This window comes from Pseudalkalibacillus sp. Hm43 (assembly GCF_051842935.1).
Classification (GTDB): domain Bacteria; phylum Bacillota; class Bacilli; order Bacillales; family Fictibacillaceae; genus Pseudalkalibacillus.
The window spans coordinates 1,897,589-1,917,981 of record NZ_JBPXRR010000001.1 but is presented as its reverse complement, the minus strand read 5'-3'; the positions used below and the strand labels follow the sequence as shown (position 1 = coordinate 1,917,981).

General features: G+C 42.8%; 22 protein-coding genes. 12 read left to right on the top strand and 10 right to left on the bottom strand.

Going from position 1 to position 20,393, the window contains the following annotated elements; translation table 11 throughout:
* Positions 1–12 precede the first annotated feature (12 nt).
* Complete coding sequence (locus ACSVDE_RS10220; RefSeq protein WP_439300793.1) at positions 13–1,233, bottom strand: MFS transporter; 1,221 nt, start codon at positions 1,231–1,233, stop codon at positions 13–15.
* A gap of 590 nt (positions 1,234–1,823) precedes the next feature.
* Between ACSVDE_RS10220 and ACSVDE_RS10215 the strand changes: the two genes are divergently transcribed.
* Complete coding sequence (locus tag ACSVDE_RS10215; RefSeq protein WP_439300792.1) at positions 1,824–3,605, top strand: M3 family oligoendopeptidase; 1,782 nt, start codon at positions 1,824–1,826, stop codon at positions 3,603–3,605.
* Positions 3,606–3,667: 62 nt separating this feature from the next.
* Here the strand turns inward: ACSVDE_RS10215 and pssA are convergent, their stop codons facing one another.
* The 8 genes from pssA to ACSVDE_RS10175 form a co-directional block, all read right to left on the bottom strand.
* Positions 3,668–4,207, bottom strand: coding sequence for a CDP-diacylglycerol--serine O-phosphatidyltransferase (gene pssA, locus ACSVDE_RS10210; protein ID WP_439300791.1), 540 nt, complete (start codon positions 4,205–4,207; stop codon positions 3,668–3,670).
* A gap of 185 nt (positions 4,208–4,392) precedes the next feature.
* Positions 4,393–4,737, bottom strand: coding sequence for a monovalent cation/H(+) antiporter subunit G (mnhG, locus tag ACSVDE_RS10205; protein ID WP_226546554.1), 345 nt, complete (start codon positions 4,735–4,737; stop codon positions 4,393–4,395).
* Positions 4,718–5,008, bottom strand: coding sequence for a Na(+)/H(+) antiporter subunit F1 (locus tag ACSVDE_RS10200; protein WP_439300790.1), 291 nt, complete (start codon positions 5,006–5,008; stop codon positions 4,718–4,720). The genes mnhG and ACSVDE_RS10200 overlap by 20 nt, the downstream gene beginning before the upstream one ends.
* Positions 5,005–5,481 (bottom strand): Na+/H+ antiporter subunit E, encoded by a 477-nt coding sequence (locus tag ACSVDE_RS10195; RefSeq protein WP_439300789.1) that lies wholly within the window; start codon positions 5,479–5,481, stop codon positions 5,005–5,007. Before ACSVDE_RS10195 ends, ACSVDE_RS10200 begins: the two co-directional genes overlap by 4 nt.
* 6 nt (positions 5,482–5,487) lie before the next feature.
* Complete coding sequence (locus ACSVDE_RS10190; protein ID WP_439300788.1) at positions 5,488–6,966, bottom strand: Na+/H+ antiporter subunit D; 1,479 nt, start codon at positions 6,964–6,966, stop codon at positions 5,488–5,490.
* Positions 6,959–7,297 (bottom strand): Na(+)/H(+) antiporter subunit C, encoded by a 339-nt coding sequence (locus ACSVDE_RS10185; protein WP_439300787.1) that lies wholly within the window; start codon positions 7,295–7,297, stop codon positions 6,959–6,961. Before ACSVDE_RS10185 ends, ACSVDE_RS10190 begins: the two co-directional genes overlap by 8 nt.
* Positions 7,297–9,639: a Na+/H+ antiporter subunit A gene (locus ACSVDE_RS10180; RefSeq protein ID WP_439300786.1), complete on the bottom strand. Its 2,343-nt coding sequence runs from the start codon at positions 9,637–9,639 to the stop codon at positions 7,297–7,299. Before ACSVDE_RS10180 ends, ACSVDE_RS10185 begins: the two co-directional genes overlap by 1 nt.
* Positions 9,640–9,905: 266 nt before the next feature.
* The gene (locus ACSVDE_RS10175; protein WP_439300785.1) at positions 9,906–10,049 is read right to left on the bottom strand and encodes a sporulation histidine kinase inhibitor Sda; all 144 of its coding nucleotides are present in this window, start codon (positions 10,047–10,049) and stop codon (positions 9,906–9,908) included.
* 496 nt (positions 10,050–10,545) lie between these two features.
* Here ACSVDE_RS10175 and ACSVDE_RS10170 point away from each other — a divergent pair, with 496 nt between their 5' ends.
* Genes ACSVDE_RS10170 through ACSVDE_RS10135 form a run of 8 tightly spaced genes read left to right on the top strand, consistent with a single transcriptional unit; the run spans position 10,546 to position 15,559 of the window.
* Positions 10,546–11,061 carry a YqeG family HAD IIIA-type phosphatase gene (locus tag ACSVDE_RS10170; protein WP_439300784.1) on the top strand — a complete coding sequence of 172 codons (516 nt, stop codon included), beginning with the start codon at positions 10,546–10,548 and terminating at the stop codon, positions 11,059–11,061.
* A 3-nt stretch (positions 11,062–11,064) separates the two neighbouring features.
* Positions 11,065–12,171 carry a ribosome biogenesis GTPase YqeH gene (yqeH, locus tag ACSVDE_RS10165; RefSeq protein ID WP_439300783.1) on the top strand — a complete coding sequence of 369 codons (1,107 nt, stop codon included), beginning with the start codon at positions 11,065–11,067 and terminating at the stop codon, positions 12,169–12,171.
* Positions 12,158–13,009 carry a shikimate dehydrogenase gene (gene aroE, locus ACSVDE_RS10160; protein WP_439300782.1) on the top strand — a complete coding sequence of 284 codons (852 nt, stop codon included), beginning with the start codon at positions 12,158–12,160 and terminating at the stop codon, positions 13,007–13,009. The genes yqeH and aroE overlap by 14 nt, the downstream gene beginning before the upstream one ends.
* Positions 13,003–13,296, top strand: coding sequence for a ribosome assembly RNA-binding protein YhbY (yhbY, locus tag ACSVDE_RS10155; protein WP_226546544.1), 294 nt, complete (start codon positions 13,003–13,005; stop codon positions 13,294–13,296). Before aroE ends, yhbY begins: the two co-directional genes overlap by 7 nt.
* 6 nt (positions 13,297–13,302) lie before the next feature.
* On the top strand, positions 13,303–13,902 hold the full coding sequence (locus ACSVDE_RS10150; protein WP_439300781.1) for a nicotinate-nucleotide adenylyltransferase: 600 nt from the start codon (positions 13,303–13,305) through the stop codon (positions 13,900–13,902).
* The gene (gene yqeK / locus ACSVDE_RS10145; protein WP_439300780.1) at positions 13,871–14,440 is read left to right on the top strand and encodes a bis(5'-nucleosyl)-tetraphosphatase (symmetrical) YqeK; all 570 of its coding nucleotides are present in this window, start codon (positions 13,871–13,873) and stop codon (positions 14,438–14,440) included. The genes ACSVDE_RS10150 and yqeK overlap by 32 nt, the downstream gene beginning before the upstream one ends.
* A gap of 2 nt (positions 14,441–14,442) precedes the next feature.
* Entirely contained in the window at positions 14,443–14,796 is a 354-nt protein-coding gene (rsfS, locus tag ACSVDE_RS10140; RefSeq protein ID WP_439300779.1) for a ribosome silencing factor, read from the top strand.
* 13 nt (positions 14,797–14,809) lie between these two features.
* Complete coding sequence (locus ACSVDE_RS10135; RefSeq protein ID WP_439300778.1) at positions 14,810–15,559, top strand: class I SAM-dependent DNA methyltransferase; 750 nt, start codon at positions 14,810–14,812, stop codon at positions 15,557–15,559.
* Positions 15,560–15,804: 245 nt separating this feature from the next.
* Here the strand turns inward: ACSVDE_RS10135 and comER are convergent, their stop codons facing one another.
* On the bottom strand, positions 15,805–16,632 hold the full coding sequence (gene comER, locus ACSVDE_RS10130; RefSeq protein ID WP_439300777.1) for a late competence protein ComER: 828 nt from the start codon (positions 16,630–16,632) through the stop codon (positions 15,805–15,807).
* A gap of 75 nt (positions 16,633–16,707) precedes the next feature.
* Between comER and ACSVDE_RS10125 the strand changes: the two genes are divergently transcribed.
* The 3 genes from ACSVDE_RS10125 to ACSVDE_RS10115 all read left to right on the top strand — a co-directional run bounded on the left by ACSVDE_RS10125 (position 16,708) and on the right by ACSVDE_RS10115 (position 20,329).
* Entirely contained in the window at positions 16,708–17,385 is a 678-nt protein-coding gene (locus tag ACSVDE_RS10125; RefSeq protein ID WP_439300776.1) for a helix-hairpin-helix domain-containing protein, read from the top strand.
* Between the two features lie 62 nt (positions 17,386–17,447).
* Positions 17,448–18,029, top strand: a complete 582-nt coding sequence (locus tag ACSVDE_RS10120) for a ComE operon protein 2 (protein WP_439300775.1) — start codon at positions 17,448–17,450, stop codon at positions 18,027–18,029.
* Positions 18,026–20,329, top strand: a complete 2,304-nt coding sequence (locus ACSVDE_RS10115) for a DNA internalization-related competence protein ComEC/Rec2 (protein ID WP_439300774.1) — start codon at positions 18,026–18,028, stop codon at positions 20,327–20,329. Before ACSVDE_RS10120 ends, ACSVDE_RS10115 begins: the two co-directional genes overlap by 4 nt.
* Positions 20,330–20,393 lie beyond the last annotated feature (64 nt).

The following is a 20,393-nucleotide window of genomic DNA, read 5'->3' as shown; positions in this document are numbered from 1 at the left end:
ATCCTCCTTTTTTTATGAATATGATTTCGTTTGCATCGCTTTTTTGGCCTGAAACCGGAGTAGTGTGAAAGATAACAATGCAGAACAACTTATGAGTATGGAGGCGAAAATATAGACGAATCGAATGCCTACGAAGTCAGCTACCATTCCGACAAGAAGTACAGAAATACCTCCTATGGTCGATATCAATATACCGTGTGTAGCATAAATCTTCGGCAAACGTTCAGTCGACACACTCGTCTGCATCGCGGTTTGTTGAGCGATGTCACGAATTTGATAAGACGGCCCCATTAATACACATAGAACCAATGCAAGCCAAGGAACGCTGTTGATGCCATATAAGAAAGTCAAAATTCCGAAGAGGAAAGAGCCGATCGCCATGCTTTGGATGAGGTTGGCTTGCACCTTTTTCGCAATTAAAAGGGCTAGTACACCACCCAGGATGGTGCCTGCATAATAACTGGAGTTGATAAAGCCCCACCATTCAGCACCTTGATTTAAAGCTTCTTGAACGAAGACTAGAGTAATAGCCCCTACCCAAATCGTCCCTGCTATGCCTTCAATCATATCCATGATCGTAATGACTAGGATTGTTTTGTTGTTCCAGAGAAGTAGCCATCCATCCTTGATTGCCTTCCATTTAGAAGGACTCGGTTTTGGCTGTTCATCGGGCACAGAGACCAAGGTTGTGAGTAATAAAATCGTCGCAAACCCTTGTAACGTAGCCGTAGCGGACAAAGTCGATATTTCTCCAAATGCAACGACAACTAACCCGGTGAACGAATACCCAGCAAGCTGGACGGAATGATTGGAGAAGGTAAGATAACTGTTTGCGGTAACAAGGTGATCCTTCTCAACGACTTTCGGAATCATGGTGTTCAGGAGCGGTTTCGTCCAACCTGAAATGAAGGATAGAATCGCAATAAATAGGAACAGTCCTACTAGATGGTCCGATATGTATGGGAAAAGAAAAGGTAATGCAATGAGCAGAACGGTTTTTAATATTGTAAAGTTGATTAGCAGCCCGTTGAATTTGAACCGTTCTACAAATAACGGAGTTGTAAATCCAGCGATCAAACTGGCAATGACTTGTAATAACGGATAAATGGCCGCATAAGTTGCCGACCCTGTCTTTTGGTAAATGTATGTAACGATGGTCATGATATATAGAACGTCCGCCAATGCCATCAATGTTTTTGCACCTAAGAAAGGATAAAAACGTCTTTTATTCATATTTGCCCTCCTAGCCCTAAACAAGAACGATTATAACATAGAAATAGTTATCAATTGGTAATCGAAGAAAGGGAAAAAGGTTAATCGTATCGAATGTGTGGAAATATAGGTAGAGAGAGATTGAAGAAGCGAGGTGAACACTGCGAAATGGAAGGAATCATTTTCAATTTAACACTCATTATCATGCTCATCTATTTCATGTACGCATGCGCATTCGACTAAGGATAGGGCTGACCCGGGATGACCAATACGGGTCAGTTTTTCCTTTATGGAATAAATCAGTTGTTTTATCCTTTTACGTAATTTTAATTCTTGGTGATTTCTTAAGACAATTCACGACACTCCTGCGGGAATAGCGAGCCAGGCGAGACCCCACAGCGAACTACTAGATTCTAAAAACTACATTTGCAGGTGAGCGCGGAGGCTCGCGGTTCGCCCGCGGAAAGGGAGTGAATTTCGAAGAAATCACCATATTACTCCAGAACTCTCAATGTGCTATTTAAAGGGGAACAAATTTACCAGGTATAATCTCTTTTTTATTTTTAGAATTTTCCTTATAATGGAGGTATTACATATTAGGGAGGATAAACATGAAACTAGCCCAATTATCACAGCAATGGAATTTAGAAAACATTTTTGCAGGTGGAAGTTCCTCTGAAGAACTCCAAGCATACATATCATCCATCGAAACGAAAGTGGTGGAATTGAAAAGCAGCATAAAACAATGCGACCCAACCAATCCTACTCAACTGAGTGAGGTTGTTGAAGAGTTAAGCGCTCTTTCCTCTCGCCTTCATGAGAGCAGTGCTTATGTCGGCTGTCTTGTCGCACAGGATGTGAAAGACAAGGAAGCTGTCGCAATCAGAGGTAAGCTCGATTCCATCGGTGCAAAATATCATTCCCTTTGGACTCAATTCGATGAGAAATTGAAACAAGTATCCGATGAAGAATGGAAGGCATTGTTACAGTCAGAAGGTCTTGCACAATATGCCTACATCCTCAATGAACGACGCCAGAATGCAGTCGAGAAGCTCAGCTTCAATCAGGAATCACTCATCAACGATCTTGCGGTAGACGGCTATCATGCCTGGTCCAACCTTTATGACCTAGTCGTTGGTAAAATGAGCATTCCATTTGAAGAAGATGGTGAAGTGAAAGAGCTTTCTGTCGGACAATTGGACAACAAGCTATCCAGCCAAAGTAAAGAAGTTCGTGAACGCGCTTTTGAAGCGTATCAAAATGCATGGGCCGAGCAAGAAGATTTCTGTGCGGAAGCACTGAATCATCTCGCAGGATTCCGTTTAAGCACGTATGAACACCGCAACTGGGAATCAGTGCTGAAGGAACCGCTCAAAATCAATCGTATGTCTCAAGAAACACTGGATACGATGTGGAAGGTCATCACGGATCACAAAGATACTTTTGTAAAATATCTCAACCGAAAAGCGGAAATGTTGAACCTTGAAAAACTGGGATGGACTGACGTTGATGCTCCGGTTGGCAAGACGGAATCAAACGTATCCTATGATGAAGCAGCCAACTTCATTATTGAGCAGTTCAAACAATACAATCCGAAAATGAGCGAGTTCTCTCGTCAAGCGTTTGAAAAGTCTTGGATTGAAGCAGAGGATCGCTCTGGAAAACGTCCTGGTGGATTCTGCACAAGCTTCCCGAATGCACAAGAAACACGTATCTTCATGACATTCTCCGGCACGCCGAGCAACGTTTCAACGTTAGCGCATGAGCTTGGGCACGCATACCATCAACATGTCATGGATGAACTTCCATACTTGAATCAGAATTACGCGATGAACGTTGCAGAAACAGCTTCCACTTATGCTGAAATGCTCGTTTCTGATGCAGCAGTGGAAACGGCAAAGACAGAAGAAGAACGCCTGGTTTTATTAGAGGATAAAATTCAGCGTTCCGTTGCTTTCTTCATGAACATCCATGCGCGTTTCCTATTTGAAACTCGTTTCTATGAAGAGCGCTCAAAAGGTCTTGTGTCTGTAGATCGTTTGAAAGCATTGATGGAAGAAGCACAACGTGAGGCATATAATGACGCGCTTGGTGAATACCACCCACATTTCTGGGCTTCTAAGCTTCACTTCTACATTACGGATGTTCCGTTCTATAACTTCCCATACACGTTCGGTTATTTGTTCAGTGCGGGAATCTACGCGATTGCAAAAGAACAAGGAGCAGCATTTGAAGAGAAATACATTGCATTGCTTCAAGATACTGGAACGATGTCTGTTGAAGAATTGGCTGAGAAACATCTCGGTGAAGATCTTACAAAACCACAGTTCTGGACACGAGCGATCCAGTTGGCAGTGGAAGACGTTGAAGAGTTCTTGAAACTGACGAAATAAGCAGAAACACATAAAGACCCCGAGAGGCTGTTGGATGCCTTCCGGGGTCTTTTTTACATAAGCTAACGTTTTTGGATACTGATATTACTGATCATTAAGAATGAAAGGATGAGTACGAGAAACATGAATACATAATCAGGGAATAAGTTGATCGTCAGAAAGGACATGGCTAACAGACAACCTGCAATCGTAATCGGGACTCCTGTAAAATGGCCGTTGAATTCCGTGATGTTGAATCGAGCAAGTCGAATCGCACCACAAATGATATAAAGAATAATAAAGACAAGGCCTGGTATTCCGAATTCGAACAATACACCCTGGTAAATCAAAAAGGCTGGCGCAACTCCGAATGATATCAGATCACATAATGAATCAAGTTGTTTACCGAATTCCGATTCAATTTGAAGCTTCCTTGCAATCATGCCATCAAAGCGATCAAAGAGGGCACATAAGAAAATGAACCAAAAACTCAATTCCAACTGACCTTTCAAAATACAAACGATTGCGATTGCACCTAGTGTCAAATTCAACAATGTCATCGCATTAGCGGCTTGACTCTTCATCCGTCTGACAGTGTGGTCAACCCGTTCTAGAAAATACATATGCAATTGTCACTCCTTATTGGTTTTTTCATCTGAAAAAGCCAATTTCTTATACATATAGATGATTAAAACTATTATATGTCACAATAATGATTTAAGGAAGACTGTATTTACAAATTCCTTACAATAATCATTACATATTAAAAGACTGATGGAATGCTCCATCAGTCTCTTCACATTTTAAATTAAGAGGTTTCGTCTTTATATCTCTTTTCAAGTTCGTCTTTGATCGTCCGATCAGAGAGCGGGACGCCGGTTCGATAGGCGGAGCGCGATATCATGTGACCACTGACCGGAGCCGTCAATAACACGAACAGGATTCCCAAAATCAACTTTCCGCTTACCATGTTCTCTTTGAATAAAAAATAGAGAAAAGCAGCAAGCATGACGCCTGAGACACCTAGAGTCGCACTCTTGGTCGCAGCGTGCAGGCGAGAATAGACATCTGGAAAACGTAGTATGCCTAGTGAGCTAGAGAATACGAAAAATGTACCCATCAGCAATAGGACACTAATCACGACTTCGGTCAATGATAACACCCTTTTCTAAGAATTTCGCAATGGCTACCGTTGCGATGAACGTCAAAATACCGATTAACAAGATTACATCATTTAAGCGGGTTGTATTCAACTGGATTGCGACCAATCCGGTCATTGAAATCAAGTTGATCCCGATTGTATCGATGGCAACTGCGCGGTCTGGATTTGAAGGTCCTTTGATTGCACGATAGAGCAGCATGATAATGGAAATCGCATTGACGATCATGCAAAGCCAAATGACGTTGTGTAGAAGTATGCTCATCGTGTCACATCCTTTATTGCTTTCTCGAATGTCCCTTTGATCTGATTGATCGTCTCATCAACATCCGGCAAATCCATCGCATGGATATAAATGAAATTGTTGTCTGCTGATACATCGACGGATAGTGTACCTGGTGTAAGGGTGATAAGATTCGCTAGAAGTGTAATTTCCCAATTCGATCGCAAATCTGTAGGAAGTGCGATGATACCAGGCTGCATATCCATCTTCGGTTTGTACACCATTTTCAATACATCAATGTTTGCGATCAAAAGTTCCTTCGCAAACAAGAGGACCAGCTTCCAGATCGCCAAAATATATCGAAAATAGAACGTATCTGGAATGAATCTGTTCAATAAGAAAAGCAAGAACACTCCGATGATAAATCCGACTAAAAAAGTGACGAACGTATAAGTTTCAGTTAAAAACATCCAGATGAGTCCAATTGCAAGGTTGATCAAAAGTTGAAAAGCCATATCGAACTACTCCTTTAATACTGCGTCAACATAGACCGATGGATTCATCAGGTCGACGCCGATTTGTTGGATATGTGGTAAGAACCATTCTGCACCGATCCCGAGTACAACTGAAAAGATCAGAAGGAACGTAATCGGAAGATAGAGTGGTTTAATCGATCGTTTTTCCTTTGGCAGCTCCATGCTGACTCCCCAGAAACCGTTGATGAAGATTCGCATGACAGAAACCAAGATTAATAAGCTAGTGATCAACCCGATTGCAGCAATGACATAATGACCGTTTTCAAATGCCCCTTTCAATAAGAGCAGTTTGCCGATAAACCCACTGAATGGAGGTAATCCGGCTAACGTAACCGTTGCGATGAAGAACAGCCATCCTAGTAAAGGATAGTTCTTGATCAATCCACTGATTTTACGTAAATCTGAAGTTCCAGCTACAATTGCAATGGCTCCGACAAGCAAGAACAATGCTCCCTTGATGATCATATCGTGCACTAAGTAATAGACGGAACCAGCTAATGACACATCTGTGAAAATCCCGATACCCATAATCATGAATCCGATCGCTGGGATGATGTTGTAGGCAATGATCAATTTGATGTTATTCGTGGACATCGCACCGATTACGCCAAAGATCAATGTAAACCCAGCTAATGTAATGAAGAAGGTATGTGTATAGTCTATATTCCCATTAAAAATCAAAGTGAATACTCGTAAGATTGAGTAAATACCGACTTTCGTCAATAGTGCCCCAAATAGAGCTGAAATGACCGCTGGCGGTTTCGCATAAGCATGTGGCATCCAAAAGTAAAGAGGGAACAGTGCCCCTTTTGTTGCAAATACGACAAAGAACAGAATCGCAATTGTTGTCAGAATGCCTTCCTGATTGACTTGACCGACACGCTCAGAAAGCTGAGCCATGTTAACAGTTCCCGTGACAGAGTATAGGAAGCTGACAGTCGTTACGAACAGGATGGAAGAGAACAAGTTCAGCAACACGTACTTGATTGATTCTCGTAGCTGTTGTCTCGTTCCACCGAGCACGATCATTCCATAGGAAGCCATCAACAACACTTCGAAGAATACGAACAAGTTGAAGATATCCCCGGTCAAGAATGCGCCACTCACGCCTCCGATCAAGATCAAGAAGAATGTATAAAAATAATGTTCTTCACGTCCTCTATCAAGTGAAAAAGGCGCATAGAAAGCAGCTGCCACAGCAATGACGTTTGTCGTCAACAAGAGGGATAAGGATAAGGCATCTCCTACCAAGATGATTCCGTAAGGAGCTACCCAACCTCCCGTTTCTAAAATGATCGGCCCATTCTGGATGACGAGAAAGGTGATAACGGCTGTTACGATTAAATTGATGATTGTAATGATCTGAGTACCCACTCGAACGAAGGGCAGTTTCTTTCTCCAAAAGATGAACATGGTTCCAGCGATGAGCGGTATCAGTATCGGTAATGTAATTAAATTAGTCATGATCAGATCCCCTCAATTGCTCCATGTTGTCTGTCTTGTTCGTTTTGTACGCTCGATATGCGAGAACGAGTAAAAATGATGTTACCCCGAAACTGATGACGATCGATGTCAAAATCAGTGCCTGAGGTAAGGGATCTGCGTAATGTTCGATCCCTTTTTCCAATATCGGTGGTTGCCCTCTATTCAACTTCCCCATTGTCAAAATGAGAAGGTGAGCTCCATGGGAGAGAAGAGCTGTACCGAAAACGATTTTCAGAACTTGTCTTTGTAGTAGTAAGTAAACACCAGCAGTAAACAACAAGCCGGCGAGTACGGACATGATTAATTCCATTATGAATCCAGCTCCTCTTCTTCTTTTCGGAGTCGAATCATTGCGTAAATGCCTAATGCAGCCAACCCGAGTACTGTAATTTCAAACAAGGTATCCAGTCCACGCATATCAACCAGGATGACGTTGACCACATTATCACCGCCACCGAGGTGGTGGGATTCTTCTATGAAGTAATGCGATATCGTTTCAAACTTCTTAGAACTATGAGAAGCGATGGCGACCAATGTAACCAATATCCCGACTGAAGCTGAAATGATCATATTCAACGTTCTTGCACCTGGTGATTGCTTTTCTGTATCGAGCTTCGGTAAATGATAGAAGCAGAGTAAGAACAGAGCGACTGTCACTGTTTCGACGATCAACTGCGTCAATGCAAGGTCAGGTGCTCGGAAGAACACGAACAAGAGTGATAATCCAAAACCGACGACACCTAAGACGAGAATGGCTGCAATACGGTTTTTCATAACAATGGTGGCAAACGCAGCAATTGCCATGACGACCGCAACTGCGATTTCCGGCCAGGAAATTGGAGCGAGATCATCGGTTGAAATGACGAATCCATCTGTCACATACAATGTGACACCTGTAGCTCCGACTAAGAAAATCAAAATATACATCACATAATGACGGATCGAACCTGTCATATAGGTGTTGGTTGTCTTTTCAGCGATTTTGAACTGTGTATTGTAGATGAAATCATACACTTTGTTCGCACTCATTCGTCCAGGCAGCCAGTTGTAGATCACTTTCCACTTTTTCATCGTCAAGTAGAAGAGTGTACCGAGAGCGACGACTGCAAGAGACATGAACAACTGCGGTTCGAATCCGTGCCAGAATTTCAGGTGTTTCTCAGGTGCTTCTCCAAACACTGCTGCTGTAGCAGGTGTCAAAATTGGATGATTGATCAGGTTAGGTAACAATCCGACGACAACAACGAAAAGAATCAGTACGATCGGAGAGAGCAGCATGCCTAGTGGTGCTTCATGCGGCTTCACCGGAAGATCGCCCTTCGTATTCCCTGCGAATGTTTGGAAGAAGAAATACATCGAGTAGACGAATGTAAAAATACTACCGAGTACCGCAAGGACCGGAATAATCGGTGTTAGTGCGGATACAAACGCTGAAGTCGATTCGATATGCAATGACGTTTCAAAGAACATTTCTTTACTTAGGAACCCGTTGAACACCGGTAATGGAACGCCAGCCATCGAAAAGGCACCAAAGAAAGCCAGTGTGGCAGAAATCGGCATCAATGTCATGAGTCCTCCGAGTTTACGAATATCTCTCGTACCGGTTTCATGGTCTACGATACCGGCAACCATGAACAGACTTCCTTTAAAAGTAGCATGGTTGAAAATATGGAAAATCGCCGCAAATATGGCCGCTTTCGTACCGAAACCGAGCATGGACATAATCATACCGAGCTGACTGATCGTAGAGAACGCTAAGATCGCTTTCAAGTCGGTCTGACGAACCGCCATGTAGGATCCCCAGCATAATGTGAGTAATCCAAATCCAGTGACGAGTAAGAAGAAAAGATCAGTCCCTCCGAAAATCAGGAAGAGACGTGCTGTCAGGTAGATCCCTGCTTTTACCATTGTGGCGGAGTGGAGGAAGGCACTGACAGGCGTCGGTGCTTCCATCGCATCCGGCAACCAGATATGGAACGGGAATTGGGCGGATTTCGTAAACGCACCCAATAAAATCAACAATAGGATGGCAACGAAATACGGACTTTCCAGAACAACATCAGTTGCACCGATGATTTCTCGGATGCTCGTCGACCCAGCTACATAAGAAAGGAGGATGAATCCACCCAGCATAGCAAGGCCACCTAATACCGTAATGATCATGGATTTGAGTGCACCGTAACGGGATGCTTCACGATCATACCAATATCCGATCAGAAGGAATGAGGAAAGACTCGTCAATTCCCAGAACAGGTAAAGCGCATATACATTATCAGAGAGGACGACTCCCAGCATCGCACCCATGAAAATGAAGAGAAATACATAGAAATTGTTCAACTTTTCGTTTTTATTCAGATAAAAAATGGAATACAAAGTTACAAGAGTACCAATTCCACTGATTAACATGGAGAACAATAGGCTTAATCCATCCAGGTAAAAACTGAAATTCATTCCGAGGGATGGTACCCATTCTACTACGGTCAATATATTGTCCCCTTCAGATACTGTACCCATCTGACTCAAAAAGTAGATGAACAGTAGGAAAGGGACGGGCAGCACGAACCAGCCGGTGTGCACCTGCCGTATGTATCGAAAGAAAAACGGCACAAGTAATGCCGTTAAAAAGGGAGCAAGGACTGCAAACTGTAACATTATGAATTATCCTCCTATCGAGTTTTCCGTAACCTATTATGTAAGTAGACCATTATCATTGTAATCAAAAAAAGTTTCCCTTATCAACTTTTTAACGTCAAAAGACCTTAAAATTCACAAATTGTTTAATTTACTTGAAACTCCTTACTGCTATTATCGCCTATATCGGCAACTTTAACAGCTAATTTGCATCATGATGGTAGAAACCAAAAAAACGTTGTTTTAGAAAATAGCAAAAAAAAAGAACCAACGGCGGGTCGGTTCGATTACAAATGAGTCGTGATCAATTTGGTAGATAAGTGGCGACGGTCAATCTCTTGTTTGATCAACGTGATGAATTCATTGCTCAGTTTCAATTCCTTGGCTTTGTGATAGGATTCAATCAATAGCTCATCAGATAAATTTTCCATAGTTATAGCCGAATGGCCTTCGCACCTCCAGACGTTTTCAGAAATCATTCATTTGTAAAAGTTAAGAAAAGAAATGTAAGAGTTCAAAAATAATTTTATGAAGAGGATCGATGAGGTTTTAACATTATATAAATCTATCTTTCATATTTATAAAGCGCTTCACATAAGCTATTATGTTATGATGTAAACCTAGCTTACCACGAATTAAAATAAGGAACAATCGTTCTATTATCCACATGAAAAAGTGGATAACTTGTGGGTAAATTGTTTATAAAGTAAATAATTAGTTGTTTTTCGGTGTGTATTTTGTGAGTAAAGTTATCCACATTTTGGATGCAATCGAATATTGTCGAAAAGTTTTTATGTTTTTTTACGAACAATTCAAAGTTTTCGCTCAATACTTCTTTAAATACGAATGGATAAAAATCATTGTTCAGCCCTTAATTATTGGTACAATAATGAGGATTGAAGAAGATTGTATAATGAGGTGTTTTGGTTGTTAAAACGATTATTGCCAAATGAACATGTCCCATCAATTTATGACATAGACGCCAATGAATTGTTGGATAGAGGTATCAAAGGCATCATTACGGATCTGGATAATACATTGGTCGAATGGGATCGACCTGAGGCGACACCTGAACTGATCAAATGGTTCGCCATGCTGAAAGAAAAAGGATTACAAGTGACGATCGTATCGAATAATAACGAAGAAAGGGTAAGAAGTTTTTCATACCCTTTGAACATTCCTTTTATTTTTCGTGCAAGAAAGCCGATGACAAAAGCATTCAAGCGTGCAGCAAAAAATATGGATCTGAAGAATGAAGAAGTTGTCGTCGTCGGAGATCAGATTTTTACAGATGTATTAGGAGGGAATCGCCTCGGTTTACATACCATATTGGTGGTTCCGGTCGCAAAGAACGATGGACTTGCTACCAAATTGAATCGGTACATGGAACGACATGTGCTCGAGTGGTTCAAACGTAAAGGGTTAATTAATTGGGAGGAATGATTGTTGGATAATCAGATTTATTGTGAAGGTTGTGGAGTAACCATTCAAACAGAAGACAAAGGGGAGCTTGGTTATGCTCCTCCGTCGGCATTGGAACGGGATTCCGTCATTTGCCAACGGTGTTTCCGTTTGAAACATTATAATGAGGTACAGGATGTCGCATTGACAGACGACGATTACCGAAAAATTTTGTCTGGAATCGGTTCACAGGATGCACTCATTGTGAAGATTGTAGACATTTTTGATTTCAGTGGTAGCTGGCTACCCGGTATTCACCGTTTTGTAGGAAAGAATCCGATCTTGCTTGTCGGGAACAAACTGGACGTCTTACCGAAATCGGTGAAGCCGAACAAGATCAAACATTGGATGAAGTATGAGGCGAGTCAGCTTGGAGTCAAACCGATCGATGTAGAGTTGATGAGTGCAGAGAAACGGCTCCATATAAAGGAAGTCGCAGAGACGATTGAACAGCATCGCCAGGGTAGGGATGTCTATATCGTCGGTGCCACTAATGTCGGAAAATCGACGTTCATTAATCAGTTGATTCGTGAATTCAGCGAGGAAACGTCCTCTCTGATTACGACTTCCCATTATCCAGGGACAACGCTTGATCTGATCGAGATTCCATTGGATGATTCTAGTTCTCTGTTTGATACGCCTGGTATCATTAATCATCATCAAGTTGCACACTATATAGATAAGAAAGATCTGAAGAAAGTGACACCTAAGAAAGAAATCAAACCGAAAATCTATCAATTGAACGAAGGACAGACATTGTTCTTTGGTGGTCTATCCCGTTTCGATTTCGTATCTGGTGATAAGCAATCCTTCATCTGTTATCTTTCAAACGAACTACCGATTCATCGTACGAAACTTGAAAAAGCAGATGATCTTTACGAGAATCAGTTAGGTGAACTGTTGAGTCCACCAGATTCTGAACATAAGGACAACCTCCCTCCTCTCGTGAAACATGAATTTTCCATCAAAGAAGACAAGATGGATATCGTTTTCTCTGGATTAGGCTGGGTCACTGTATCGGAAGCAGGAACGAAAGTGACGGCCTATGCACCAAAGGGAGTAGGGGTTTACATCCGTAATGCGCTTATCTAAGGTAAACGCACCGTTTTATGCAGTCATAGGTGACCCGATCGAACAATCGATGTCCCCTGCGATCCATAATGCTTGTCTTCAACAGTTAGGAATGGAAGCCCGTTATGAAGCGATCCATGTACCCCAAGTGGAACTGGAGAAACAAGTGGAGCGGCTGGTAGAGGCCGGCTGTAAAGGGTTCAATGTTACGATTCCGCACAAGCTTCGAATCATGGACCTTTTGGATGAAATCGATCCTTATGCAAGAGCGATCGGTGCTGTGAACACTGTAGAAGTACACGGGAAACGTTTGAAAGGCTACAACACCGACGGACCTGGTTTTTATCGGGGCCTAAGTGATTTTCACCAAGGAAACTTAAGGGATGCAGCAGTACTTGTTCTTGGAGCAGGTGGGGCTGCCCGTGCTATCGTGAAAACACTGATCATGAAAGGTGTCCCGAACATTGCCATCGCCAACCGAACCGTTTCCAAGGCGAAAGATATTTTAGAGGAAAGCGGAGGCGTTGCCCTTTCGATCTCAGCTGCAGAACAACGCCTTACCGAGTATGATATCATCATCAATACGACTCCGATTGGGATGTATCCCAATGAAGGAGCTATGCCGATTGATTTGAGTTCAGTGAGCTCGAAATCTACGTTAGTTGATATCATCTACAACCCGCTTATGACAGAATTTTTACGAATAGGATTGGAAAAAGGGTGTGCAGTTCAGAATGGCGTGCCGATGTTCGTCCATCAAGCAGCACTGGCATTCGAACAGTGGACAGGAAAAGAACCAGACATCGATCTAATGGAAGAAATCATACATCAAAAACTTGGAGGGAAACCAACATGCTAACAGGAAAGCAGAAACGCTTTTTGCGTTCGAAAGCTCATCACCTTGATCCTATTTTTCAAGTTGGAAAAGGTGGTACGAACGAAAATATGTACCAACAACTGAAAGATGCGTTGGAAGCACGTGAATTGATCAAAGTCAGCGTACTTCAAAATTGTGAGGAAGATAAAGAGACGGTAGCTGAAAACATCACTCACAACACAGGTGCAGAGCTTGTCCAGATCATCGGAAACATCATCGTGTTGTACAAGGAATCTACTGAGAAAAAAACGATCGAGCTGCCTTCGTAACATCAAATGGATACGAAGAAAATCGGCATTCTAGGCGGCACGTTCGATCCACCTCACATCGGACATCTGATTATGGCAACCGAGGCTAAGTTCCAGTGCAACCTGGATGAAATCTGGTTCATGCCAAGTGCGACACCTCCTCACAAAAACAGGGAGGTCACACATGGAGAGCATCGTATTGCCATGGTTCGAGAGATGATCGCACGTTGCGAGGGATTCGAAGTAACCGAAATCGAGTTTGAACGGAAAGGGCCTTCTTACACAGTCGACACCATCCAGCAGTTGAAAGAGGACCATGCGGATGCCCGATTCTACTTCATCATAGGCGGGGATATGGTTGATTCTCTCCATACGTGGGACCGGATAGAACAATTGATGGAGATGGTGACGTTCATCGGTGTGAAGCGACCTGGCTATGAGTTTGAAAGCCCCTATATGGACAGGATTCTGACCATTGAAACCCCGTTGATCGGTATTTCATCTACCATGTTGAGAAACCGGTTTGCGGGAGGGGAGAATACGAAGTACTATGTATCAGAAGAAGTAAGGAAATATATTGAGGTGAATGGTCTTTATGAGGCAGGAAGAAGCACTGAAAATCGTTAAAGCGCAATTGACGGACCACAGGTATCAACACACGATCGGTGTCATGGACACTGCTGTCGAGTTGGCAGAACGCTTTGGTGCCGATGTTGAAAAGGCGAGACTTGCAGCGATTTTCCATGACTATGCGAAATTTCGGCCGAAAGAAGAGATGAAGTCGCTCATCCTTGAGCAAAATCTAGGAGAAGACCTTCTTCATTATGGATCAGAGTTATGGCATGCCCCCGTAGGTGCCTATCTCGTGAAAAAAGAAGTCGGAATCGACGATGAAGAGATTCTCGAAGCCATCCGTACACATACTTCCGGCCGAATCGACATGTCGTTGCTTGAAAAGGTGATTTTCCTTGCGGATTACATCGAACCTGGCAGACATTTTCCGGGCGTAGAAGAAGTCCGTGAAACGGCAGAAAAAGATTTGGACGAGGCGGTCAAGCAAGCGATCATGAATACGATTACTTTCTTAATGAGACGTAATCAGCTCGTCTATCCGGACACATTGCACACATATAATGATATCGTCAGTCAACAAGGAGGAAAATGAGAATGACAGCAAACGAATTGGTTCAATTATCGGTAAAAGCTGCAGATGATAAAAGAGCAGAGGACATTGTCGTCCTAGATGTCCAAGGTATTTCCCTAGTAGCAGATTATTTCATGATCTGTCACGGGAATTCAGAGAAACAAGTAGAAGCGATTGCACGTGAATTGAAAGATCAAGCACAAGAAAGCGGGTTTGACGTCAAACGATTGGAAGGCTTGGACCAATCAAGATGGGTGCTCATCGATCTTGGGGATGTCATCGTCCATGTCTTCCATCGGGAAGACCGTTCGTACTACAACCTTGAAAAATTATGGGGAGATGCCCCGACTTTGAACGTTGCATCAATGCTTACGTAACTGGAGTGTGACCATGACTTATCAACAATTCGCAGGACTATACGATCGGCTGATGGAAGATGCGCCTTATGATATGTGGATGCATTTTTTCAATCAGGCAGTCGAACGTTTCGGTACGGAGGACACGAATCGCGTCCTTGATATCGGTTGTGGAACGGGTGAAATATCTACTCGTTTGAAAACAGAAGGGTTTGAGGTCCATGGAGTCGATCTTTCAGAAGAGATGCTCATGGTCGCTCAAGAGAAGTCAGAGAAACAAGGGCTGTCGATCCCATTCTATCAACAAGATATGAGAGAGTTGGAAGGGTTCTCAGCAATGGATGCGGCTTTGATTTTCTGTGACTCCCTTAATTATCTGAGGACATATGATGATGTGAGGTCTGCCTTCATGCATGTGCATTCCGCATTGAAAGAAGAAGGACTGCTGTTATTCGACGTCCATACTCTCTATAAAATGGAGGAAATCTTCCAGGGCGAAACCTTCACTCTGAACCGTGATGACATCAGCTATATTTGGGAATGTCACCCTGGGGAGGAAGAGGGAAGTGTCTATCATGACCTTACGTTCTTTGTCCGAGCTGGGGATGACCTCTATAAACGATATGATGAAACGCACTATCAACAAACGTTCTCTCAGGATACATATGAGCGACTTTTAGCCGATTCTGGGTTCGAATTGGTGCAAATTACGTCCGATTTTTCAGATCGGGAGCCATCAGAGACGTCTGAACGGCTGTTTTTCGTTGCGAAGAAGGTTGGATGATCCGTTCATTTTAGAAAACCAGGGGTTGGTTTTGTAAAATCACCACTTTGTTTTGGAAAAATGATGAGGGATTTTGTAAATTCGACTCACTGTTTTAGAAATTCAAGGCTGCGTTTTAGAAATCGGGAACATTTTACTACAAAAATCACCCACAAATGAAAGGACTGCCTCATTTAAGAGGACAGTCCTTTTTTCATCTCACAAAAGAGGATTCCTTACCAGCGAGGAGAATAAGAAAGAGAGCGTTAGTACTGCTTCGTAAATTGACGCTCCACCAACTCGCAATCTTCATCGTATTTCTTATGTGTCCGTTCAATGACATGGTTGAACAATGGACCCAGCTCCGCGTCGAATACTTTCAACGCTTCACCCGTCACTCCACCCTTCACACACACTTTCTGCAGCAAAGTCGGCAATGTATAGATTTCCTTCTCAAGAAGTTTCCCCATCCCAATGATCATTTCACTTACCAAATACGTCGCCTGTTCTTTTGAGATTTCAGTTTCCTCTACTGCACTATTGATATACGCCTGTAAAAGATAACTGAAAAAGGCAGGACCACAGCTTGAAAGGTCAGATGCGACCCTCGTTATGGACTGCTCGATTTCAACTGGTGTCGATATGCATCCCATCAATTGCTCCAGGTTCTTTTTGTGTTCAGCTGTACAACGTTTCCCATACGTAACCAATGATGCCCCTGATAGCGCACGGTTCGTAATACTTGGAATCGCTCTCGCGACGGAACAAGGAGTCAGCTCTTCCAATTGTTCCACTGAAATTGGGCTTGTGATGGATACGACAAGCTTATCGTTGGTCAAATAAGGCGAGATATGTTCGAGCAGCGCATAATATTCAAGTGGTTTTACGCAAATGAACAGAATATCGCAAAAGGCAGTAACCTCACCATTGGATTTTCCTACTTTTAGGTCAGGGTATTGTTTTTGTAGCGCTTCAGCTTTATGAGCTGTTCGGTTGATGATCATCAAGTCGGACGGCCTTACGGCTAACGAATCGATAAAGGCAGAAATCAAGATCGTCCCCATGTTCCCTGTACCTATAACGCCTACTTTCATTTTTAACCCTCCTTTTGACCGTCTTCTATCTTCAAATGTATGAAGTTGTTGACCCAATTATGTATGAATCAGGGAATGATGCCGTCAGCATTAATATTCGAATGGAAGGGGGTGAATGGACTGATTTGGGAGCAACGTTCGATATTGGAGCGGATATTATTCATCATTATTGTCGTGTTCATTGTTTCATTCATATGGATTTTTATTGAAAAAATGGATTCCGATGGTCATCAGGAGGATCCCTTCGCCATCACGGAAAATTCTGCGGATATTCCTGCTTCCGCAGAACTAGAGGAGAGTCCGGCTCGGAGCGAAGAGACGAATACGATTGTCATCGTTGATGTGAAAGGGGCGGTGAAAAAACCAGGCGTATTCCAGATGGATGCAGGTCAACGCGTCAACGAAGCGATTTTACTGGCTGGTGGTTTTTTAGATGAAGCCGATCCGAATCGAGTCAATCTTGCACAGACTGTCCAAGATGAAATGGTCATCTATGTGCCGGAGTTCGGAGAAGAGGATGCCGCTCTTGAGCAGGTTTCCGTTGAAAAAGACGACGGTAAAGTGAATTTGAATAAGGCAGAGTCATCTGAACTTGAAACGATTCCAGGGATCGGACCTTCGAAAGCGAAGGCGATCATCGCATTCAGAGAAGAAAACGGTGATTTTAACAAAATAGAAGATCTGACGAACGTGCCTGGTATCGGTGATAAGACATTAGAGTCCATCAAAGATTATATTTCTGTCTCGAAATAGGATTGCGAAGTAAGAGATCTATCGATAAACTGGAAAAGAACAACGGAAGGGGGATATTCAGGTTGAGTCGTATTTCTTGGAATCAATATTTCATGGCCCAAAGCTCTTTACTCGCATTACGAAGTACGTGTGAACGATTGTCCGTCGGAGCGACGATCGTTAGAGATAAAAGGATCATTGCTGGTGGATACAACGGTTCGATCTCAGGCGGTGTTCACTGTCGGGACGAAGGCTGTTATGTCATTGACGGACATTGTGTAAGAACGATCCATGCGGAAATGAATGCGTTGCTGCAATGTGCCAAGTTCGGTGTACCGACTACAGGTGCTGAAATTTATGTCACACATTTTCCGTGTCTCCAATGCTGCAAAGCCATCATTCAGAGTGGAATCAAGAAAGTCTACTATGCATCGGATTATAAGAACCATCCATATGCTATCGAGCTGTTCGAACAATCCGGCGTGGAAACCGAACTCGTCATTTTGGAAGAACAATATGATTTAACATCCAAATCGAAGAAAGAACTGACTGAAGCGCTGTTGGACGAGTTGATGAAGAGCCACACTGACCCCGAGACTGTCCAAAAGTACAGGGAGCAATTCAACACGCTGTATGAACAGGATATCCACACCCTCAATAAATGAAAATACCGATACATATGATTGTCATAGCCGCCATCTTTGGAATTTGCACAACTTCTGAGCGATGGTGGCTTTTCATATTATTGATCCTTTTTTTATTGATTGGGAAACGATTCAGGAATATCAAGGCGATTGTGTTGATCCTCCTCATCTACATTGCCTTCTTCTTCTACATCAACGCTTATAACCACTTCCAACAAACAAATCTGTCCGAAGATTCCACTCACCTACTCATCGGAAAAATTACATCCATTCCTGTAATCGATGGCGATCGAATGCGTTTCCGTTTTGCCGTTCAAGGGGATGAAGCGGTGCTCGTTCAGCATAAGATTTCTTCGCTTCAGGAAAAAGATTCATTGAAACATCTCTACATTGGAGACGAATGTAGGTTGCACGGAGAGTTGCAAAAACCTTCAGGCAAGCGAAACTTCTATGCCTTTGATTATGAACAGTATTTGAAGCAAACGTTTCAAATTCACTGGATTTATGAAACGAGGCAAAATGCTCGCTGGGTTTGTAAAAAGTCATCAGGAATCCTCAATAACATCCGTAAATACCGGCAAGCCTCTATGGAAAAGATCAAGAACGATTTCCGGCCGGAAATCGCACCGATTATGAATACGTTGATCTTTGGGGACCGAACAGAGTTGGACGATGATTTGAAGAGGCGATATCAAAGCCTGGGTTTGATTCATCTTCTCGCTATTTCAGGTCTTCATGTCGGAACGCTTTTAGGGATGATGTACTTTTTGATGATCCGCTTCGGCATGGTAAGAGAACATGCACTTGTTGCTTTGTTGATCCTCATTCCATGTATCATTCTGTTCACAGGTGGTGCACCCTCTGTTATCAGAGCAGGCTTGATGGCCGCCTTTGTCTGTTTGACGATTCTTTTTCAATTGAAGATCCCCGTCCATACACAGCTGAGTCTCATCGCCCTTCTTCTCCTCCTTTATAAGCCTACTTATATCTTCCATATCGGATTTCAACTGTCATTTCTGATTACAGCTTCCTTGATTGTTTCCAATACTTTTTTGTTAAAGGAAAAAAGTCCTTTCATCCAATTGTTGTTGGGCTCAGCTATTGCACAAATCGCATCGCTTCCTATCATCCTTTGGAATTTCCATGAATTTTCCTTATGGTCGCTCCCCTTGAATATCGTATACATCCCGTTGATGACACTTTACCTACTGCCATTGGTTCTATTCACCTATTTCCTATATCTCGTGGTTCCATTCCCAATCTGGGAACTGCCTGCTGAGGTTATCGCCATTTGTTTCACATGGATCCACAAGGTGATGGAAGTAGTCGATGCATGGGAAATTGGAAAAATGACGATCGGTAAACCGAGTTTTTTGCTCATGTTTTTATTTGTAGTTTCACTTATTGTTGTCCTTTTATGGATAGAAAAGAGACAAACACTCAAGGCATTCTTTTATGCCTCCGTTTTAATCGTCACGGTTTTCTCAGTGATGCTTCATCATCACAAATTGGACCCGAATGCCTACGTGACTTTCCTGGACGTTGGTCAAGGGGATGCCATTGTCGTTGAACTTCCTTACAGGCGAGCTGTGTACGTCATCGATACTGGAGGTCAAATGGCTTTTCAGAAGGAAGATTGGATGAAGCGGAAGAAGAATTTCGATACGGGTGAAGACATTGTTGTTCCTTTTCTAAAAGCGAGAGGCATCAAGCGGATTGATAAGCTTTTTTTGACACATGGGGATTATGATCATATCGGCGGGACGAAGGGCTTAATCAAACATATGGATGTTGAGAGGGTCATTTATGGTGAGGTGCTCGGAATCAGTGATGGAGAGCAAAGACTGTTACAGGAAATGGCGTCAAACTCAATTAAGATCAGCTCGGTCAATCGATCTTTACAATGGTCAGAAAGCAAGAGTCATTTTCGATTGATCGCTGCTGAAGGTTTTCGACATGAGAAAAATAATCGCTCAATGGTCCTTTATATGAGTGTATATGATCAGACCTTCCTTTTTACAGGGGATATTGAGAAAGATCGGGAGCGGGAATTGATTGCCGCATTTCCACGGTTAAAAGCGGACTTTCTGAAAGCAGCGCATCACGGCAGCGATACGTCTTCTTCGAGTGAGTTCTTAGATCAGATCAATCCTAAGACGGTGTTCATATCAGCTGGTGCACAAAATCGATATGGCCATCCTTCCAGTGAAGTGGTGGGAAGGTATGTCGAACGTGGCGTCTCTGTTTATGAGAACGCTGAATATGGAGGCGTGATGGTCATCATCGAACCCGGTGGAATCAAAATAGAGACCACCCGATGAATCTTTTCCACGTAAAAAAGCGAAAGGCTCAATCCCTCCCGCTTTCAACTGCCTTATATGTACC

What these genes read in the sequence shown, in the direction of transcription:
- ACSVDE_RS10220 (WP_439300793.1), bottom strand. Translation starts at nt 1,233, where the DNA reads ATGAATAAAAGACGTTTTTATCCTTTCTTAGGTGCAAAAACATTGATG.
- ACSVDE_RS10215 (WP_439300792.1), top strand. Translation starts at nt 1,824, where the DNA reads ATGAAACTAGCCCAATTATCACAGCAATGGAATTTAGAAAACATTTTT.
- pssA (WP_439300791.1), bottom strand. Translation starts at nt 4,207, where the DNA reads ATGTATTTTCTAGAACGGGTTGACCACACTGTCAGACGGATGAAGAGT.
- ACSVDE_RS10200 (WP_439300790.1), bottom strand. Translation starts at nt 5,008, where the DNA reads ATGAGCATACTTCTACACAACGTCATTTGGCTTTGCATGATCGTCAAT.
- ACSVDE_RS10195 (WP_439300789.1), bottom strand. Translation starts at nt 5,481, where the DNA reads ATGGCTTTTCAACTTTTGATCAACCTTGCAATTGGACTCATCTGGATG.
- ACSVDE_RS10190 (WP_439300788.1), bottom strand. Translation starts at nt 6,966, where the DNA reads ATGACTAATTTAATTACATTACCGATACTGATACCGCTCATCGCTGGA.
- ACSVDE_RS10185 (WP_439300787.1), bottom strand. Translation starts at nt 7,297, where the DNA reads ATGGAATTAATCATGTCCGTACTCGCCGGCTTGTTGTTTACTGCTGGT.
- ACSVDE_RS10180 (WP_439300786.1), bottom strand. Translation starts at nt 9,639, where the DNA reads ATGTTACAGTTTGCAGTCCTTGCTCCCTTTTTAACGGCATTACTTGTG.
- ACSVDE_RS10175 (WP_439300785.1), bottom strand. Translation starts at nt 10,049, where the DNA reads ATGGAAAATTTATCTGATGAGCTATTGATTGAATCCTATCACAAAGCC.
- aroE (WP_439300782.1), top strand. Translation starts at nt 12,158, where the DNA reads ATGCGCTTATCTAAGGTAAACGCACCGTTTTATGCAGTCATAGGTGAC.
- yhbY (WP_226546544.1), top strand. Translation starts at nt 13,003, where the DNA reads ATGCTAACAGGAAAGCAGAAACGCTTTTTGCGTTCGAAAGCTCATCAC.
- ACSVDE_RS10150 (WP_439300781.1), top strand. Translation starts at nt 13,303, where the DNA reads ATGGATACGAAGAAAATCGGCATTCTAGGCGGCACGTTCGATCCACCT.
- yqeK (WP_439300780.1), top strand. Translation starts at nt 13,871, where the DNA reads ATGAGGCAGGAAGAAGCACTGAAAATCGTTAAAGCGCAATTGACGGAC.
- rsfS (WP_439300779.1), top strand. Translation starts at nt 14,443, where the DNA reads ATGACAGCAAACGAATTGGTTCAATTATCGGTAAAAGCTGCAGATGAT.
- ACSVDE_RS10135 (WP_439300778.1), top strand. Translation starts at nt 14,810, where the DNA reads ATGACTTATCAACAATTCGCAGGACTATACGATCGGCTGATGGAAGAT.
- comER (WP_439300777.1), bottom strand. Translation starts at nt 16,632, where the DNA reads ATGAAAGTAGGCGTTATAGGTACAGGGAACATGGGGACGATCTTGATT.
- ACSVDE_RS10125 (WP_439300776.1), top strand. Translation starts at nt 16,708, where the DNA reads ATGATGCCGTCAGCATTAATATTCGAATGGAAGGGGGTGAATGGACTG.
- ACSVDE_RS10115 (WP_439300774.1), top strand. Translation starts at nt 18,026, where the DNA reads ATGAAAATACCGATACATATGATTGTCATAGCCGCCATCTTTGGAATT.